This window comes from Ruegeria sp. HKCCE4148 (assembly GCF_017872495.1).
Taxonomy (GTDB): Bacteria; Pseudomonadota; Alphaproteobacteria; order Rhodobacterales; family Rhodobacteraceae; genus Ruegeria.
In genome coordinates, this window is record NZ_JAEDOS010000003.1 from 180,229 (window position 1) to 198,739 (window position 18,511).

16 protein-coding genes are annotated in these 18,511 nt (G+C 58.0%); 10 read left to right on the forward strand and 6 right to left on the reverse strand.

From position 1 onward, the window contains the following. Positions 1-90 precede the first annotated feature (90 nt). A complete protein-coding gene (locus I9187_RS10720) occupies positions 91-3,303 on the reverse strand; it encodes a reductive dehalogenase (protein ID WP_171727411.1) in 3,213 nt (1,070 codons plus the stop codon). Positions 3,304-3,378: 75 nt separating this feature from the next. Between I9187_RS10720 and I9187_RS10725 the strand changes: the two genes are divergently transcribed. Further along, on the forward strand, positions 3,379-4,281 hold the full coding sequence (locus tag I9187_RS10725) for a LysR family transcriptional regulator (RefSeq protein ID WP_171175978.1): 903 nt from the start codon (positions 3,379-3,381) through the stop codon (positions 4,279-4,281). Here I9187_RS10725 and I9187_RS10730 read toward each other — a convergent pair. Beyond that, entirely contained in the window at positions 4,272-5,123 is an 852-nt protein-coding gene (locus I9187_RS10730) for a LysR substrate-binding domain-containing protein (RefSeq protein WP_171175980.1), read from the reverse strand. The genes I9187_RS10725 and I9187_RS10730 overlap by 10 nt on opposite strands. 104 nt (positions 5,124-5,227) lie before the next feature. On the opposite strand from I9187_RS10730, the gene I9187_RS10735 reads away from it, so the two are divergent. Further along, positions 5,228-5,929 carry an SDR family oxidoreductase gene (locus I9187_RS10735; protein WP_171235666.1) on the forward strand — a complete coding sequence of 234 codons (702 nt, stop codon included), beginning with the start codon at positions 5,228-5,230 and terminating at the stop codon, positions 5,927-5,929. A 2-nt stretch (positions 5,930-5,931) separates the two neighbouring features. On the opposite strand, the gene I9187_RS10740 is transcribed toward I9187_RS10735, so the two are convergent. From I9187_RS10740 to I9187_RS10750, 3 genes are all read right to left on the reverse strand, one after another. Next, the gene (locus I9187_RS10740) at positions 5,932-7,203 is read right to left on the reverse strand and encodes an FAD-binding oxidoreductase (RefSeq protein WP_209509508.1); all 1,272 of its coding nucleotides are present in this window, start codon (positions 7,201-7,203) and stop codon (positions 5,932-5,934) included. Between the two features lie 187 nt (positions 7,204-7,390). Further along, the gene (locus tag I9187_RS10745) at positions 7,391-8,548 is read right to left on the reverse strand and encodes an acyl-CoA dehydrogenase family protein (RefSeq protein ID WP_171175986.1); all 1,158 of its coding nucleotides are present in this window, start codon (positions 8,546-8,548) and stop codon (positions 7,391-7,393) included. 142 nt (positions 8,549-8,690) lie between these two features. Further along, positions 8,691-9,254: a TetR family transcriptional regulator gene (locus I9187_RS10750; protein WP_171175988.1), complete on the reverse strand. Its 564-nt coding sequence runs from the start codon at positions 9,252-9,254 to the stop codon at positions 8,691-8,693. 305 nt (positions 9,255-9,559) lie between these two features. On the opposite strand from I9187_RS10750, the gene I9187_RS10755 reads away from it, so the two are divergent. Further along, a complete protein-coding gene (locus I9187_RS10755; RefSeq protein WP_171175990.1) occupies positions 9,560-10,024 on the forward strand; it encodes a nuclear transport factor 2 family protein in 465 nt (154 codons plus the stop codon). 11 nt (positions 10,025-10,035) lie between these two features. Continuing rightward, positions 10,036-10,656, forward strand: a complete 621-nt coding sequence (locus I9187_RS10760) for a pyridoxamine 5'-phosphate oxidase family protein (RefSeq protein ID WP_171175992.1) — start codon at positions 10,036-10,038, stop codon at positions 10,654-10,656. Between the two features lie 215 nt (positions 10,657-10,871). On the opposite strand, the gene I9187_RS10765 is transcribed toward I9187_RS10760, so the two are convergent. Further along, the gene (locus I9187_RS10765; protein ID WP_171621286.1) at positions 10,872-11,534 is read right to left on the reverse strand and encodes a TetR family transcriptional regulator; all 663 of its coding nucleotides are present in this window, start codon (positions 11,532-11,534) and stop codon (positions 10,872-10,874) included. 65 nt (positions 11,535-11,599) lie between these two features. On the opposite strand from I9187_RS10765, the gene I9187_RS10770 reads away from it, so the two are divergent. From I9187_RS10770 to cueR, 6 genes are all read left to right on the forward strand, one after another. Then, positions 11,600-12,916, forward strand: a complete 1,317-nt coding sequence (locus tag I9187_RS10770; protein ID WP_171175998.1) for an NAD(P)-binding domain-containing protein — start codon at positions 11,600-11,602, stop codon at positions 12,914-12,916. Continuing rightward, entirely contained in the window at positions 12,913-13,815 is a 903-nt protein-coding gene (locus I9187_RS10775) for a bile acid:sodium symporter family protein (protein WP_171176000.1), read from the forward strand. The genes I9187_RS10770 and I9187_RS10775 overlap by 4 nt, the downstream gene beginning before the upstream one ends. Further along, positions 13,812-14,744 (forward strand): SDR family oxidoreductase, encoded by a 933-nt coding sequence (locus tag I9187_RS10780; protein WP_171176002.1) that lies wholly within the window; start codon positions 13,812-13,814, stop codon positions 14,742-14,744. The genes I9187_RS10775 and I9187_RS10780 overlap by 4 nt, the downstream gene beginning before the upstream one ends. Then, positions 14,741-15,505 carry an SDR family NAD(P)-dependent oxidoreductase gene (locus I9187_RS10785; RefSeq protein ID WP_171176004.1) on the forward strand — a complete coding sequence of 255 codons (765 nt, stop codon included), beginning with the start codon at positions 14,741-14,743 and terminating at the stop codon, positions 15,503-15,505. The genes I9187_RS10780 and I9187_RS10785 overlap by 4 nt, the downstream gene beginning before the upstream one ends. A gap of 78 nt (positions 15,506-15,583) precedes the next feature. After that, a complete protein-coding gene (locus tag I9187_RS10790; protein WP_171727414.1) occupies positions 15,584-18,052 on the forward strand; it encodes a heavy metal translocating P-type ATPase in 2,469 nt (822 codons plus the stop codon). Further along, the gene (gene cueR, locus I9187_RS10795; protein WP_171727415.1) at positions 18,049-18,438 is read left to right on the forward strand and encodes a Cu(I)-responsive transcriptional regulator; all 390 of its coding nucleotides are present in this window, start codon (positions 18,049-18,051) and stop codon (positions 18,436-18,438) included. Before I9187_RS10790 ends, cueR begins: the two co-directional genes overlap by 4 nt. Positions 18,439-18,511: the final 73 nt, after the last annotated feature.

An 18,511-nucleotide genomic window follows, 5' to 3' on the forward strand; every position in this document is an offset into this window, starting at 1 on the left:
GGTTCCGGGCGACGTTAATTCACCCCTCGCCCGGCGTCTATGGGCCGAGCGACTAAAATTAGCGCTCCAAATGTCACGTAAGGTTAGGGTTCACAGATCGATTTCGATCACCCCATCGGCTTCTGCTGCGCGGCTTTGGCACAGGATCATGGCCCCTTCGCGCTGTTTCTTTGATAAAACGAAATCTCGGTGTTCGACCTCACCCGAGATAACATCGCATTTACAGACGCCGCAGATGCCGTCTGCGCATTTCACATCCACATGAAAACCCGCCTCGTTCAAAACCTGCGCCGCATCCTTGTCTGCTGGTACGGTCAGCGTCTTCCCGGATCGTGCCAGTCTGAGCTCAAACGGATGGTTCTCATATTCGGGTTGTTCGGGAACCGAAAAGTATTCTAGATGCCGGGCCTCTTCGGGGAAGCCTTGCTGTTCTGCCGCTTGCATTACCCCATCCATGTAGCGATCTGGCCCGCAGGTGTAGACATGCCAACCCTCCTTGTACCCAGACAGGACCGCATCCAAATCGGCGCGGGTACCTTCATCTGAGAAATGGTAGTGCACTTGGTCTGCCCACGGCATCGCGGCCAGATCCTCTAGGTACCCTGCCCCGCTCCGGGTGCTGGCTGAATAGTGCAACTCGAAGTCGTGTCCTAGCGCGTGTAGACGATGGGCAAAGGCGATCATCGGGGTGATGCCGATACCGCCACCCATCAGGAAACTCTTGGTTGCTGTTTCGTCCAGTTCGAAATGGTTAATGGGTTTTGAAATGAAAACCTTGCGCCCCTCAGAGAAGATACGGTGCAGCAACGCCGAACCACCGCGCCCCTCATCCTCGCGCAGCACGCCGATCTGATAGGTCGACCTGTCTGACGGATCGCCGGACATCGAATATTGCCGCAGATATTCCGGTGCGACCAATACGTCCAGATGTGCGCCCGCTGTCCATCCCGGCAGGGGCGCACCGTCCAGCGTTGAGAATTCATACTTCGTTACATCAGCAGTCATCTTATCGACCTTGGTCACGGCAACCCGCATCACCGGTGCATCACCGCTGATCTGATAGCGGTGGATGACCGACATATCCCCGCTGGCCTTGCGCGACTTGTATTCATCGGTTGTCACCATGGCCTCATAGGCCGCAATCCCGGCCTCTCGATCCATGGCAAAGGGATAGGGCCACGGGTGCGGGGCCAGATAAGCGGGATAGACAGCCAGCGTCTGATCTTCGTATTTCAGGTCCAGATCCGTTTGCAGGTCACGCCGGTTCAACGGGTGCGTTGTGGGGCGATAGGAACCGTCCGGCTGCAGCTCGATATCCCACCACCATTTCTTGATGTCGTTCAGACCGCCATTGCCGACCGCATCGTCCAGCTTGGCCAATGCAGGCGCGGCAGAGGGGATGTTCATCGCGGCCCAGCGGAACGGCCGTTCCTTGAAGATGCCTTCAAGGTTCCACGGGCAGGTTTTCATGCACCGCCCACACATCGCCCCTCCCGGTGTTGTCACACGATAGGTCGCACATTTCTGGCTGTCGGATTTCCAGATTTCATAGCCGTTGAACATCAGCTTCGGCCCGGCCGTGATCGCACCCGACGGACATTCGCGCGCGCATTTGTTGCAAGACTCGCAAAAGCTCTGCAAGCCGAAGTCAACCGGCTTGTCATGCTCCATCGGCATATCGGTGGTCACAGCCCCGGATTTCAAACGAGGGCCCAGATATGGGTTCAGGATCACTTCTCCGATCCGACTGACCTCACCCAGACCGGACAGCAACAGAAGCGGCGGTTGCAGCACCTCACCATCCATCACCGTATGCGCCTTGGCCTTGTAACCGAGGTTGCGGATTTGTTGCGCAATCACGCCGCCCAGCAGCGAAAAGCGCAGATAGGCGCGCATGGATTGGGCAACGCTGATCCAGTCGTCACCGCTGGCGCCTTCCATCGTTTCATAGCCCTGATCGATGATCATGCTGATCGCCTGATCATGGGGCGGTACGATTTCTTCACCCGTCGCATCATGAGAATACCACGCCCATTCTGGGCAGCGGCTAAGGCCCACCGCATCGACTCCGAGGAAATAGGTCGCCGCTTTTACATTTGCCGCATTCCTTTGGGCGTCAGTTGGTTTTATAGCCTCAGCGCTTTCGCCATCCTGCAACAGCACGAAGGCCCCCAAGGCACGCCGTTGGGCAAAGCTGGGCGCGGCCTTGCGGACATAGTAACCGCCCTTTGCCGCATCCTGCAGCGATTTGCCCATATCCCCGAATTGCGCACGGGCAAACATGTCAGCGCGTTTGGGAACGCGGGCGACGTTTTCTTCGTCGATATACGTGGTTGGTGTCTCGACCCGTTTGAGTTTCTCGAATGGATGCGCCCCGTCCACGTACCGTCGTTTGGAATACGGATCACGGTTCAGGGCATTCTTGGCAAAGCCCGTTCCCAACCACCATGCTGGCCCTTGCGTCCGGAACCACGGCTGTTGCGCCATGGGTCGGAGCGGTCGGTCATGGGCAATCGGCATCTCAGTCGTGACGGCAGCCAGACCAAATCGCGTGCCCAGCCACGGCGCAATCAATTCACCGTCTTCGACTGTGACCAGCCCGGCGGCCACGGCCAACTTGCCCAAATCAACCTCAGAGGACATCACGCTATGCGCGCGCGCGTCAAAACCCAGCAGACGGATATAGTTGGCGATGACCACGGCATTCTCGGTGGCCAGCAGACAGGCGCGATGATCCTGCGCATCTGTGATCCAGTCTGCGCCGGGTTCGGACGGATCCGGGTTTCGGTTGTGTTCGTACAGAAACACGATGCTATGCTTGTGGCTGTCAATCGGCCCGGGCGCAGCTTCCATACTGTCTTTCAGATCGGCCATGATGACGTCGATGCCCGAAGCCAATGTCTTGGTTTGTCGCGTGCGCAATGCATGGGCAAGCCGGTCGATATCCGGGTTGCGGCGCGGCTGCGCCAGCAAAGCAGCCGACGGCAAAGGCCCGCAGCCCATCATTGACGCATCGTTGAAATACCCAAACGCTTTCAGATGGTCGGCACGTTCCTGCGGGTCTGAAGGTATCTCTGACGCAACCGGGTTTACCAACCCGTCGCGGATGGCGTCCATCATCGCCTGAAACTCGCCCATCGCGTTGACGATGCTGTCGGGATGTTCCGGTCGATGAAAGCTCAGTTCAGCCATCGAAGGCACAAGCGACAGGTCTGGCATATCATCCTGTCGGGCCAAACGCTCCAGCGGATAGCGGCCCATATGAACGGGCCGGTTCTTATCCGAGAAAAAGCGGATTCCCATTATGCGCCTCCTGTTGCTGCCCGTCCCCTAACCCGCCATGGACAGCAAAACCATTCATGCTTAATCATAAATGATATGAGCAAAATCGATTTCACTGACCTCGACGGCAAAGTCCTGCGCACATTTCTGACCATACTCGAGGAAAGCTCGGTCTCGAAAGCTGCGGACCGACTGGGCGTCACACAATCCGCGATCAGCCACACCTTGGCCAAGCTGCGGCAGGTGTTGGGTGATCCGCTGTTTGTCCGTTCGGGTCAGGGCCTGACCCCAACCGAGCGTGCCTTGTCCCTGAAAGACCCGGTGCAGAGCGTGCTGGACGGGATGCGCGCGCTGACCGACGAGCGGCCGTTCGATCCGTTGTCTGAACGGATGGAAATTCGCATCGCAACCAATGACATGCCGCGCGAGTTGATCTTTCCACGGTTGCTGCGCGAATTCCGAGCCGAGGGTGCGCGTCTGCAATTGGAATTTATTCCCTCAGGAGTACCAGAACCTGACTTGCTGCGCAGTGACCGATGCCAGTTGATGCTTACTCCGCTTCCACCCGACGGGCCGGACATCTTTCAGAAACGGCTGATTAACAGCCCTCTGATGGTGTTCTACGACGCCGCGCAACGCAATCCGCCGGACACCTGGCAAGCCTATTGCAACAGCGATCATGTCGAGGTGCGCTTTGCTGATGGCCGAAGCGCCCGTGCGGTCATGCGTGGCGTGGATCAAAGCCAGATCAGACCCTCTGTTGTGACCTTGCCGCATTTCAATGCAATCCCCGCGTTTGTGCGGGGCAGCAATCTGATCTCGACCGATACTGCGCTGATGAAACAGGGGCCACTCGCCACTCTGGATTGTGCCCCGCTGCCTTTCGAGTGCCCGCCTGTGTCCATCTACATGGTCTGGCATCAGCGATCCGCAAATGACCCTGCCCACCGCTGGTTGCGTGCCCGGATCGAGGCAATCGCAACCACGCTTCAGACCTGAGACAACAGCCAGCTGCGCATGATCTCAACCAGTTGCGGCTGGCGCGGCTGGCGCGGCGCGACGATGTAAAATCCAAGATCTTCGATCAAAACATCCTCAAGCGGCCGGACAAGACGGCCCGAGGCAACCTCGGGCGCGACCAGCGGCGCATTGGCCAGCGCGACCCCCTGCCCTGAGAGCGCGGCATCAATCGCAAGACTGGTCTGGCTGAAACTCATCATTCGGGGCTTGCCGTTTACGCCCACCCTCTCAAGAAACAAGGGCCACAGCCCATGGGTGTCATTGAGCAGCACTTGGCCCAGCAGGTCAGAGGGATGGGTGACTTGTCCGGCAATGGCGGGGCTACACACTGGGACGAATTCGGTTGAGAACAATGGCTCGGCAACCAGGTCAGATCCAAACGGCGCCCTGCCCTGCCTGACCGCCAGATCCACGCCATCCGATTTGAAATCTGCCAGGCGCTCGCGTGCATCCACTTGAACCGAGATATCCGGATGCAGGTCTGTGAACCCCGACAATCGCGGTACCAGCCATTTTGATGCAAAGCTGGGCGTGACGGACAATGTGACCCGGCGGTCAGGAGACAAATCTTCAACGGCTTCTTCGATCAACCTGAAAGCCCGGCGTAAAGGTGAATGAAACCGGCGCCCGGCTTCCGTCAACCGCAAGCCACGTGGCAGACGGTCGAACAGAACCTCGCCCAATCGCGCCTCGAGCCCCCGTACCTGCTGCGCAACGGCGCCTTGCGTCACGCCCAGTTCTTCGGCGGCCAGTCGAAAGTTCAGATGCCGCGCAGAAGCTTCAAAAGCCCGCAAGGCGTTCAGAGGGGGAAGGGCGGCCATGGCATGATCCTGTAGATTTTCTACAGCATAGAGCCAGCATAACTGATTGGTCAAACCGGGCCTTGATCGCCATCTTGGAATCAAATGAAAAAAGGAGATTTCAGATGGAAAAAGTAGCTCTTATCACAGCCGGCGGTAGCGGCATGGGTGCGGATTCCGCACGCAGACTGGCTGCAGACGGATACAAGGTGGGAATTCTGTCCGCCTCGGGCAAAGGCGAAACCCTGGCGCATGAGTTGGGCGGCGTCGGTGTGACCGGCTCGAACCAGTCCACTGAAGATTTGCAAAAGCTTGTCGATGCGGCGATGGCCCATTGGGGTCGCATCGACGTTCTGGTCAATTCTGCAGGTCACGGCCCCCGCGCGCCGATCCTTGAGCTGACGGACAACGATTGGCACACAGGCATGGATGTCTATTTCCTGAACGCGGTCCGTCCGACGCGACTGGTGACGCCGATCATGCAGGCGCAAGGTGGTGGGTCGATCATCAATATCTCGACCTTTGCCGCATTCGAACCTGATCCGGTATTTCCGACATCTGGTGTGTTCCGGGCTGGTCTGGCCGCTTTCACCAAGCTGTTCTCGGACAAATATGCCTCTGAGAACATCCGCATGAACAACGTTCTTCCGGGCTTCATTGACAGCCTGCCCGAGAAAGAGGAGTTCCGCAGTCGCATTCCAATGGGTCGCTATGGACGCAGCTACGACGAGATCGCTTCGGTCGTGGCCCTGCTGGCATCCGAAGGGGGCGGCTACATCACCGGGCAGAATATCCGGGTGGATGGCGGCATCACCCGGTCTGTCTGACCTCAGAACCGTGCCTTTATCAGATGTGTCAACGCTGCGCCGGATTCAAAAAAGGCGCGGCGCACGCGTGTCCAGCTTTCGCGATGCTCAGGCACGGCGGGCACAGGTAAACGTGACGGGTCTTCGGCAAGAAGGCTCTCGGCCATCATGCGACCAAACACCGTGCCGGGTCCGATGCCGCGACCGGAATACCCGTGGGCGGCCAAAGCGTTCGGACCGATCTGCGTGATCTTCGGGATATGGTCCGAGGTCATGGCGATCCGCCCGTGCCAACCCTGCTCAAACGGCTGGTCGGCCAATTGCGGGTAAAGCTCTGCCAGTTTACGCCGGACCCAGGCGGTGTGTGCGCTCTGACCTGCATTGCCAAGGTCGCCCATGCCGCCAATAATCATGCGCCCCGCCTGATCCAGGCGAAACGACGTCATGATCAAACCGGTATCCCAGCACCCTTCTTCTTGCGGCAGAATGCTGGCGCGCAATTTATGCGATAGCGGAGCGGTCGCGTATTGAAAATAATAAACCGGCACATAGGCGGGCGCGGTATCTGGCAAGCCAAGGTGATAGGCGTTGGTCGCCTGAATGACGGACTTGGCTCGCACCACCCCGCCCGGTGTGGTCAACACCCATTGGCCGTTTTCATGGCGCATGGTCTGCACCGGGCTTTGCCCGTGTATCTGCGCCCCGGTCTGCGCCGCCGCTCGCGCCAATCCGGCCACATAAGCCAGCGGCTGTATGGTTCCGGCGCGAGGATCGAACAACGCCCCATGGAAGGCATCGCTACCGGTTCTTTCCCGCGCCTGATCCATCGAAAGCAATTCCACCGGTGCACCTGCTGCGCTCAACTGCGCGTGGCGCGTTTGCAGGTTTTTCAAACCAGCTGCGGAATGCGCGCAATGCAAGGTTCCGTTACGCACAGGCTCACATGCGATGCTGTGTTTTTCGATCAATGCAAACACATCAGACGGGGCCCGCGCCAGCAGATCGATCAGGCGATCTCCGGCCACCTGTCCGATATGCGCGCGGATTTCGTCCGGCAGCAACCAAAGCCCTGCATTGGCCAAACCGACATTACGGCCCGATCCGCCAAAGCCGATCTCCTGCGCCTCAAGCAGACAGACCGAAGCACCGGCCTGGGCGGCTTCCAAAGCCGCTGAACATCCGGTGTATCCACCGCCAATGACCGCCAAATCAACAGAAGTATCAGCGGTCAGGCGAGGTGCTGAAACAGTCTCGGCACAGGTGCTGCGCCACAGAGCATTTTCGGGATCGTTCACGTCGGGCCTCTGAGTCTTTGGCCCGGATCATCATATCGTTTTCCCCCCTTGGCAAGCGGGCACGTCAAAGCGCGCCTGCGACGAAAAAGACCCCGCAGTCGCGGGCTTTTCCCGAGCCTGGCAGGCCCAACCGGAGAAGGTATTCCGGCTGGAATGATGACGACGGAGGTGAGCCCCTTGGAAACCGTCAAACGTCGATCGAGCGTGCGATCAACTCTTTCATCACCTCATTGGTGCCGCCGTAGATCATCTGCACGCGCGCATCCGCATAAAGTCGTGCAATCGGATATTCCATCATGAACCCATAACCGCCGAACAGTTGCAGACATTCATGCATGATCTCGTTCTGCACCTCAGATCCCCAATATTTGGCCATCGAGGCGGTGGCCGCGTCCAGCTCTCCAGCTTCCAGCTTTCCGATACAGTCGTTGATGAAGCTGCGCAGAACCTCGGCTTTGGTCTTGCATTCGGCCAGCTTGAACCGGGTGTTTTGGAAGTCCATCACCCGTTGCCCAAAAGCCTTGCGTTCCTGAACGTATTTGACCGTTTCAGCGATGGCGAAATCAATCGCGCCCAGCGCCATGATCGCGATGTTCAACCGTTCCCACGGCAGTTGTTTCATAAGCTGGTAGAAGCCCTGCCCTTCCTCAGCTCCCAGCAGGTTCGTCATTGGCACTTTGACATCTTCAAAGAACAACTCGGCCGTGTCGTTGCCCTTCATTCCCAGTTTTTTAAGGTTGCGCCCCCGGCGGAAGCCATCGGCCCCTTCGGTTTCAACCACGATCAAAGACACACCACGCGCGCCTTCGGATTTGTCTGTCTTGGTCGCCACAATAATCAGGTCAGCTGACTGCCCATTCGTGATGAAGATTTTCGAGCCGTTCAAACGATAAGAGTTTCCGTCTTTTTCAGCCGTCGTCCGCACCGCCTGCACGTCTGACCCGGTGCTAGGTTCCGTCATCGCCAACGCGCCAACCATCTCGCCCGAGGCAAGTTTAGGCAGCCATTTCTGTTTTTGATCTTCGTTGCCATAGGCGGTGAGGTAATGCGTCACAATCGACTGAATGCCATAGCCCCAACCGGCATCGCCACGCGCGCCCTGTTCGTAGGCGGTGATTGCATCGAACCCCATGCCGCCGCCGACACCACCATACTCTTCGGGGATTGCTCCCGCCATAAGTCCGGTTTCACCCGCCTTACGCCAAAAGTCGCGATCCACCACACCGTTTTCGACCCAGGTTTCGATATTCGGCGTCAGTTCGTCATCCATGAACCGGCCCGCCATGTCGGCAAACATGCGGTGTTCATCGGTGACCCAAGCTGCGGTTGAAGTGAAAAGTGGCATCGAACGCTCTCCAGAAAGTCTTTTGTTAAAGCCTAGCGCTCTGTCCGATTCACGCCAATGCGTGTGACGCCGCGTCCTGAAGTGGAACAACGCAACGTTCATTGCCCGACAATCCAAGCAGAAACAGTTTAGCTGAGCAGGTTTAGTTCAGTGCCGAGGCCAGCAGTTTTTTCGCCGCATCCTTGGCGTCCCGCGCAGGATCACAGTGTTGAAGCAGAACGGCAGAGACAATTGCTCCCTCTTGCAAAAGTACAATCTGGCAGGCCAGTTTATGCGGATCCTGAGCACCGGCCTGTTCAGCAACCGAAGTGAAATGGTCCAGCAGGAATTGCTTGTGCTCGGCAGCCTGTACATGGATCGGGTGATCCGGGTCCTGGAATTCAGCGCCTGCCTTGATGAACATGCACCCCCGGAACTCATCTTCTTCGAACCATTCTTTCAAAGCGTCAAAACTGACAAGGATTTGCTCGACCGGAGTCTCTGCCATCTCATCGATGCGTTTCAAGAACCAATCGCGAAAGTTTTCGTCCCGCAGACGTAGTGCCGCAAGGATCAGTTCTTCCTTGGTGCGGAAGTGCTTGTACATCGATGTTTTGGACACGCCCGTTTCCACCACCAGCTTGTCCATGCCAGTCGCGTGAAACCCATCGCGGTAAAAGACCTTCAGGGCCTTGCTCACCAGTTCGTCCCGTTTGTTTGGGCGCATGATTCGGCTCCATAGTGTACCGTTCTGTACATATTAGCCCAAAACGCAAAGTACAATAACATCAAATCAAGTCCCTGATTTTATGGAACTTTATTGACTTCAACAGTCTCAAATTGAAATTTTTTGAAGATTGTCCTTGCAAAAGTTAACAGATCGGTACACTTTGAGGTCGAAAGTTAACCGATCAGTACACCAGAGGATTTGACCGATGAAACGTCGTGCCAGCATTTTTCCATCTCAGTACGTTCCGTTCCTTCTGACCATGGCCCTTCTGGCCGCATCACTTGCCTGAAAGCTCTTGCCTTATGTCTCGCCCCCCTCTGCCCCCTTTCACGCTTGAAACCGCGACTCAGAAAGTGCGGATGGCGGAAAACGCCTGGAACAGTCGCGACCCCGACCGGGTGACGCCCGCCTACACCGAGGACAGTCATTGGCGAAACCGGGCCGAGTTTTTGACTGGCCATGCCGACATCCACGCCTTCCTGACGCGCAAATGGCGGAAGGAACTGGACTATCGCCTGATCAAGGAACTCTGGGCCTTTTCCGGAAATCGCATTGCAGTGCGCTATGCTTATGAATGGCGAGACGACAGCGGCCAGTGGTTCCGCTCTTATGGTAACGAGAACTGGGAATTTGCCGAAGACGGGCGCATGTCGCATCGCCACGCCTCATTGAACGATTTGCCGATCACCGAAGAGGACCGTCTGTTTCACTGGCCGCAAGGCGAACGCCCCGAAGATCATCCCGGACTGTCAGATTTAGGTCTTTGAAAGGACTTACCATGCCCCGTGCCTTTTCCCAACGTGCCTTCACCCCTGCCGTCCGCGCCCATCAAGAGCGGATGGGATCGGCAAAAACCTATGCCAAGTTCATCGAAAGTGGACCACAGCAGGGCCACTTGATCGGCGAGCCCGAAAAAGAGTTCATTCAGACACGGGATGGGTTCTATCAATCCACTGTGTCCGAAACCGGCTGGCCCTATGTGCAGTATCGCGGTGGTCCTGTGGGGTTTTTGAAAGTGCTGGGGCCGCAGACCATCGGCTATGCGGATTTTTCCGGCAACAAGCAATATATCTCGCGCGGGAACCTAGATGGGAATGATCGTATCGCGATGATCCTGATGGATTACGCCAACCAACGCCGCCTGAAGGTCCTGGGGCGTGTCGAGTTTACCGAAGGCGAAGCGGCCGCAGCCAGTTTGTATCCCGAAGAGGCCGAGACCCCGGCGGAACGGGCCGTGATCATCCGCGTCGAGGCGCTGGACTGGAACTGCCCGCGTCACATCACCCCTCGCTTCACCGAAGCCGAGCTGCGCCCCCATCTGAACACGCTTGGACAACAGCTGGCCCAGTTGCAGGCAGAGAATGAACGGCTGAAGCAACAACTGGCCAAGTCAGACTAACCCGCCGGACTGTCAAAGAAATTCGATATTCAGGAAAGGAATTTGCGCAATGGTTCGTTCAGTCTTTCAACTCTCGGCGGCGTGTCTTGCAGCGGCAGCCCTGATATTGCTGATCCTGATGCTTGGGTTTTTCGCCTCACCCAGCGCTGTGCGCACGTCTCCTTCCGTGTTCAGCACAATGCTATTTGATCACCTGCAGCAGGAGTGAAAGGCGATCAGCCTCGACTGGCTTTGACCATTGCTGCAATACCTGCGGCGCAAAACTCGACCAAGGGCTCTATGTCAGGCTGATCACCACCTTGCGACAGCGCCCTAACGCGCCAGCCGCTGTTGAGATGCGCCAACATGGCTGAAACCGTATACACCTGACCACTGGCCAACACTGCCGGATCAACATCAGGATAAAGCGCAGCAATCTCTGCGATAAAATGCTGGGCCGTCGGATCGAAACACTCAGCCGCAATGTCGCTCCACCTTGGATCGACGGACACATGCGCCACTAGCCGGCCATAGGCCATCCAGCCCGGACCACCTGTTTCAGCCAGCTCTACATAAGGGCGGATAAAGCTGTCCAGAATGCTGTGCAATGTCAGCGACCCCTCGGCCCTGGCTTTGTTCAGCGTCTCGACCCGCAACTGCGCCAACTCATCCGCGCGGCGGGCGACGGTGCGATAGAAAAGCTCTTCTTTTCCACCGCCGTGATGGTGCACCAGGCCGATCTGCACACCCGCCAAAGCGGCAATATCGCGGATCGAGGCGCCTTCGAATCCCCGTTCGGCAAAGACCAATTCCGCTGCATCCATGATCCGCGCCCGCGTCTCCAAAGACCGCTTGGACGGTGCTCTTTGCCTTGGTTTTTCTATGTTTTTTAGACTCATGATTTTCACCTTGCCTTATTTTGGTCGTTCGTTCAAGTTAAGCCTCACGAACTTTGGGAGGGTTCATGGAAGAAACGCGCGACGCATTCGCCCTGATCGGGGCGGGACCGATGGGATTGGCCGCGGCCAAGGTGCTGAAAGAACAAGGCATCGCATTTCAAGGGTTCGAGCTGCATTCGGATGTGGGCGGTCTGTGGGACATCGATGCCCCCAGATCAACCATGTATGAGACAGCGCATCTGATCTCGTCCAAGCGCATGACCGAGTTCGAAGACTTCCCGATGGATGAGGCTGTGGCCGAGTACCCTTCTCACTGGGCGATGCGCGACTATTTCCGTGCTTTTGCAGATCATTTCGGGTTGCGTGAGAACTATAGGTTCAATGCCGAAGTCACCCAGATCACGCCGCTGGGCAACTCGGGAGACGGTTGGCGCGTGTCTTGGAGGGATGCCGAAGGTGACCATCAGGCCGACTTCGCAGGGGTTATGATAGCAAACGGCACCCTGTCGGAACCGAACATGCCAGAATTCCCCGGAACCTTCGACGGCGAATTGATCCATGCCTCTCAATACCGGTATCCCAGTCAATTCGACGGCAAGCGCGTATTGGTTGTGGGTGCAGGCAACTCCGGTTGCGACATTGCAGTGGACGCGATCCATCATGCAAAACGCTGCGACCTGTCGATGCGGCGCGGATACTATTTCGTCCCGAAATATGTCTTTGGCAAACCTGCTGACACGATGGGTGGCAAGATCCGCCTGCCCATGTGGTTAAAGCGAAAGGTCGACAGTCTGATCCTCAGCTGGTTCGTCGGAAATCCGCAGAAATACGGCTTTCCCAAACCCGATTATCAGCTTTACGAAAGCCATCCGGTGGTAAATTCACTGGTCCTGTATCACGCAGGCCACGGCGATCTGCGCATTCGCCCCGATATCGACCGGCTTGAGGGTCACACCGTTCACTTCAAGGACGGCACCAGCGAAGACTACGACATGATCCTCGCCGCAACCGGATACAAGCTGCACTATCCTTTCATCGATAAGGACCTGCTGAACTGGCAGGGCGATGCCCCGCATCTTTTCCTGAACACCATACACCCCGAACGCGACGATCTGTTTGTGCTGGGCATGGTCGAGGCCACGGGTCTTGGCTGGCAGGGGAGGCACGAACAGGCCGAGATGGTGGCGCGCTATATCAAGGGTCTTCAATGCGGTTGCCCGGCGGCGGCCGATCTGAAAACCGAAAAACAAAAAGACTACACGCGCGCCACCGGAGGCATGAACTATATCGATCTGCCCCGCATGGCTTATTACGTGGACAAGGCCACATATAGAAAGGCCGTCACTGGCTGGATCGACCGGCTGCGGAAAGCCGCCGCATGAGTGGTATTGACGAAGTCACGCTGAATTTCAGCCCGGCGTCGCTGACGTTGCTGAACGCCATTCTGGCGATTGTGATGTTCTCGATCGCGATCGACCTGACGCCGCGGGATTTTGATCGCCTGAGACGCGCGCCGAAACCGGTGATTGTCGGGCTGTTGTCTCAGTTCGTGGTCCTGCCCGCACTGACCTTTGCGCTGGTGTGGATCACAGAGCCACGTGCATCCATCGCGTTAGGGCTAATCCTTGTTGCGGCTTGTCCCGGAGGCAACATCTCGAACTTCATCACGCATCGCGCGGGCGGCAATGCAGCTCTGTCTGTGTCGATGACAGCGTTTGCCACTATTGGCGCAATCTTCATGACGCCTTTCAACATCGCGCTTTGGGGCGGGCTGTATCCACCAACCCGAGCGATCCTGCAGCAGACCCAGATCGATCCGGTGCAAATCGCCATTCTCGTCGGCTTGATGCTGATCCTGCCCCTGGTTCTGGGTATTGCGTTGAATCAGCTTCGACCAGCCCTGACCGCCCGTCTGCGGGCGCCGTTGCAATACCTGTCGATGGGTATCTTCGCGGCCTTCATCCTGCTTGCCCTGGCCGCCAACTGGGGATTCTTCCTCAGCTTTGCCGGGGCGGTTGCCGGGCTTGTGATCCTTCACAACGCCCTGGCGCTGGGGGGCGGTTGGGTCGTGGCCACTCTGACCCGGCTATCCCCCTTTGATCGTCGCGCAATCACCATAGAGACCGGCATTCAGAATTCAGGGCTTGGACTGGTCTTGATCTTCGCTTTTTTCCACGGGCTGGGCGGCATGGCGGTTGTGGCCGCGTTCTGGGGCATCTGGCACGCGATATCGGGCATTGCGCTTGCGTCGGTCATGGCCCGAACCGAGGCCGCGCGATGACCCGTATTCTGATCACAGGCGCAGCCGGTATGGTCGGGCAAGCACTGTTGCCGGAGCTTGAGGGGCATGAGGTCTTTGCCACCGACCTCAGACGCCCGGAGTCTTTGCCGGAATACGTCGCCTTCCTGCCCATGGACGTGACAAGCGACGCCCCTGCCCGCGTGATCACCAAGGTGAAGCCGGATGTCATCGTGCATCTGGCCTCAATCGTGACGCCCACGCCCAAGATGGGACGCGCCGCAGCATACGCTGTTGACGTCGAAGGAACGCGCAAGGTGGTGAATGCAGCGATTGCCAACGGCGTACGCAGACTGGTGGTCACATCATCCGGGGCTGCGTATGGGTATCATGCGGACAACCGCATTCCGCTGCGCGAGCGTGACCCGTTGCGGGGCAATCCAGAATTCCCTTATTCCGACCACAAGAGACAGGTCGAGGAATTGTTGGCGGAAGCCCGAAGCGCTGCCCCTGATCTTGAACAGGTCGTTCTGCGCGTGGGGACGGTGCTGGGGGCTGGCACTGAAAACCAGATCACCGCCCTGTTTCACAAGCCGCGCCTGCTGGCTGTGACCGGCAGCGAAAGCCCTTTTGTGTTTATCTGGACGCACGATCTGGCCCGTATCCTGCGGCGCGCAGCGACAGACGGGCCACCCGGCGTTTATAACGTCGCCGGGGACGGAGCGATGGGTGTCACCGATCTGGCCGATGCCATGGGGAAATCAGTTCTGCGTCTTCCTGCTTGGGCACTTAAGGCGGCTTTATCCGTGGCACGCCCGCTTGGCTTGTCTCGCTATGGGCCGGAACAGGTACGGTTTCTGCAATATCGACCTGTTTTGGACAATTCCGCCCTCAAATCAGAATTCGGCTATACACCCGAAAAAACCAGCGCCGAGGTGTTCGCGTTCTGGCAAAAGCAGGCCGGGCTATGAAGACAGCTGTCATATCAGGTGGAGCAGGTGGTTTGGGGCAAGCCCTGAGCCATGCCCTGCAAGCCCGCGGTTGGCGGGTCGTGTTGCTGGACCTTGACGTCTCAGGCTTGGACACCAGGCCAAACCAGTTGCCAATCGCTTGCGATCTGACAGACCCCGAGCAGCTTGCTGACGCAACCCAAAGGGTGATCGAATCCAGCGAAAGTACTGATCTGGTCATCTACAACGCCGGGGTCACGCAAATTCGGGGGTTTGATCAGTCCGACGCCGCCAGCCACCGAATGGTATTCGACATCAACTATTTCGCAGCCGTCGAAATGGCCCGGTCATTTTTACAGCCGATCCGGGCGTCCAAAGGGACACATCTGGCGATCTCGTCCGTGGCAGGGTTTGCACCGCTCTATCACCGGACGGCCTATGCTGCATCGAAACACGCGCTTGAGGGGTTTTTCAAATCGCTCCGCTCCGAAGAAGCACCTCATGGTGTTCGGGTTCAGATCGCGGCACCGTCTTTCGTGGCCACCAACCCGGGCAACGCACAAGAGCAGGCCGATGGAACGGCAAGACCCGGATCGGCAAAGGATGGTATGGATGAGATGAGCCCTGAGGCCGCCGCCAAAGCAATCCTGCGAGGATTAGACAAATCGCAGCCGATGATTCCGGTTGGACGTGTGGCGCGTTTGTCTTGGTGGCTGAACAGCCTCTCACCGCGCCTGTATCAACGCATGATGGAGCGCAATATACGCGGGCCAGCAGAATAGATTTTTGCCATGACCCCTTGACCTTCCCGTGACCGGAACCCCCATTTGAAGGGCAAGGTAAGCTGCGGAACGAGTCGCATGGCACATGAAACACTCAAAGAGCTCAAAATCACCGGCATGGGCTGCGCGTCCTGTGTGGGCCGTGTCGAAGCGACCCTGCGCGATGTGCCAGGTGTCGATGCGGCTTCGGTCAACTTTGCAACCAAATCAGCGCAAGTGGCGTTTGACGGGCCGGTTACGGCTCTGACTACGGCGCTGGATGCGGCAGGGTATCCTGCTGAAACCAATTGCGTAGATCTGAGTGTCGACGGGATGAATTGCGCCTCGTGCGTGGCCAAGATCGAACGCGCGCTAGTAGCCAACCCGGGTGTAATAGACGCTCAGGTAAATCTCGCAACTCAAACCGCCAAAGTGACATACGCGGCGGGGACAACCACGCCAGAGCAGTTAGCACAGGTAGTCACCGGAATCGGATACCCGGCGCGCTTTCAAAACACCCAGGAACCTGAAAGCCGCGAAGATGACGAAATTCGCAATCTGAGCCGCACCACGATGCTTGCCGCTGTCCTCGCGCTGCCCGTGTTTGTTCTTGAGATGGGTGGGCACATGATCCCCGCGTTCCATCATTGGGTACACGCCACCGTCGGTGTGCAGACCAGTCAGCTTATCCAGTTTGCTCTGACCTCGGCCCTGTTGATCGGTCCGGGACGAGTGTTTTACCGCAAGGGCATCCCATCCCTGCTACACGGCACGCCTGATATGAACGCGCTTGTCGCGTTGGGGACCGGGGCGGCCTATCTCTATTCCGTGGTGGCCACATTCACCCCAAATGTGCTGCCGCAAGGCACCGCCAATGTCTATTTCGAAGCTGCAGCAGTCATCGTTGTTCTGATCCTTCTGGGTCGGCTTATGGAGGCGCGCGCCAAAGGCAGAACCGGGGCCGCAATCAGGAAGCTGGTAGGCTTGCAGCCCAAAACCGCAAGGGTCGAAGTGGATGGCCGAACAGAGGACCGTCCGATTGCTGAAATAGTTGTCGGAGACATTTTGCGCGTTCGTCCGGGCGAGCGCCTGCCAGTAGATGCCGAAGTGCTTGAGGGCACATCTTACGTCGACGAAAGCATGATCACTGGCGAGCCTGTGCCGGTCGGAAAATCGCAAGGGGCCGCTGTTGTTGGCGGCACGGTGAACGGGACCGGAGCCTTGCGGGTACGCGCCGCGCGCGTTGGGGACGACACGGTTCTGGCTCAGGTCATCCGCATGGTGCAGCAGGCACAGGGGGCCAAATTGCCCATTCAAGGGCTGGTCGACCAGATCACCTATCGCTTCGTCCCCGCCGTCATTCTCGTTGCTGTAATCACCGTCCTAATCTGGCTGATTTTCGGTCCCAGCCCCGCCTTGCCGCTCGCGCTTGTGGCAGGTGTTTCGGTGCTGATCATTGCCTGCCCCTGTGCGATGGGGCTGGCGACGCCTACTTCTATCATGGTGGGCACGGGGCGCGCAGCAGAACTGGGGGTATTGTTCCGCAAAGGCGATGCATTGCAGCAGCTTCAACAAGCACGCATTATCGCGCTGGACAAAACCGGGACACTGACGCTCGGCCGTCCCGAGTTGGATAGCGTGATGACGGCGAACGGGTTTGACAGGGATGAGGTTGTGCGACTCGCTGCGTCCCTCGAAGCACAGTCAGAGCATCCAATTGCATCGGCTATCACCCGGGCGGGCCCCTCTGCTCTACCCGAGGCGTCGAATGTCCAATCAATTACCGGGCTGGGCGTACAGGGCCTCGTTGAAGGTCAGGAAGTTTTGGTCGGGTCGTACAGGCTGATGAAAAACCGGGGGATTGAACTTGGCCGCTTGGCGGACGAGGCCGAAGAGCGCGCCTCTGAAGGGGCAACGCCGCTATTCGTTGCCTTAGATGGGCAGGCCGCTGCGACGATTTCTGTGTCCGACCCGATTAAGTCCGGCACCGAAGAAGCGCTGCAGAGGTTGCACCAGATGGGGCTGACTGTGGCCATGGTCACCGGAGACAACACGCGGACGGCACAGGCGTTGGCTGATCGGTTGGGGATCGATCACGTCACTGCCGAGGTGTTGCCGGACGGTAAAGTAGATGCGATCACGGCTTTGCGGGGTAGTTTCGGAACGCTGGCTTTTGTTGGCGATGGGATCAACGATGCTCCGGCGCTTGCATCTGCGGATATCGGCATCGCCATTGGGACAGGTACGGATGTGGCGATCGAAACGGCGGACGTTGTGCTGATGTCGGGTGATTTGCGTGGCGTTGCAAACGCGACCGAGATCAGCCGTCGCACAATGCGAAACATTCGCCAGAACCTCGGATGGGCGTTTGGTTACAATGTCCTGCTGATCCCGGTGGCGGCTGGCGCACTGTATCCGTTTGGCGGTCATCTGTTGTCGCCTGCTTTGGCAGCAGGCGCGATGGCTTTGTCGAGTGTTTTTGTGGTCTCAAATGCTTTGCGTCTGCGTCGCGTTCGCGCCAGCGTGCCGGAAACCCCGACCTTGGCCGCCAACGAGGTGCACCCATGAATATCGGAGACGTGTCTGCCCGTACAGGTCTGCCCGCCAAGACGATCCGCTATTATGAGGAGATCGACCTGATCAAGCCTCTGCGCGACGACAACGGGTATCGCCGTTTTCGCGATCAGGACGTGCACAAGCTGAACTTTCTGGGCCGCGCCCGTGCGCTTGGGTTCACCATCGAAGATTGCCGTACCCTGTTGGCGTTGTATGAGGATGAAACCCGCGCAAGCGCCGATGTGAAGCGGGTCGCACGGGATCATCTGGCTCAGATCAAAGCCAAGATCGCGGACCTGAACGCGATGCGCGATACGCTGAGCCATCTCATCGATGCGTGCGCCGGAGATGACCGCCCTGATTGCCCGATCCTGAAAGATCTGGGAGGGAAAGGCTGACACGGGGTTGCCCTTTGGGCGCAGCTTTGCTTTGTCTTCGCCAAAGATTTCGGCCTGAGACCATGGTCGAACA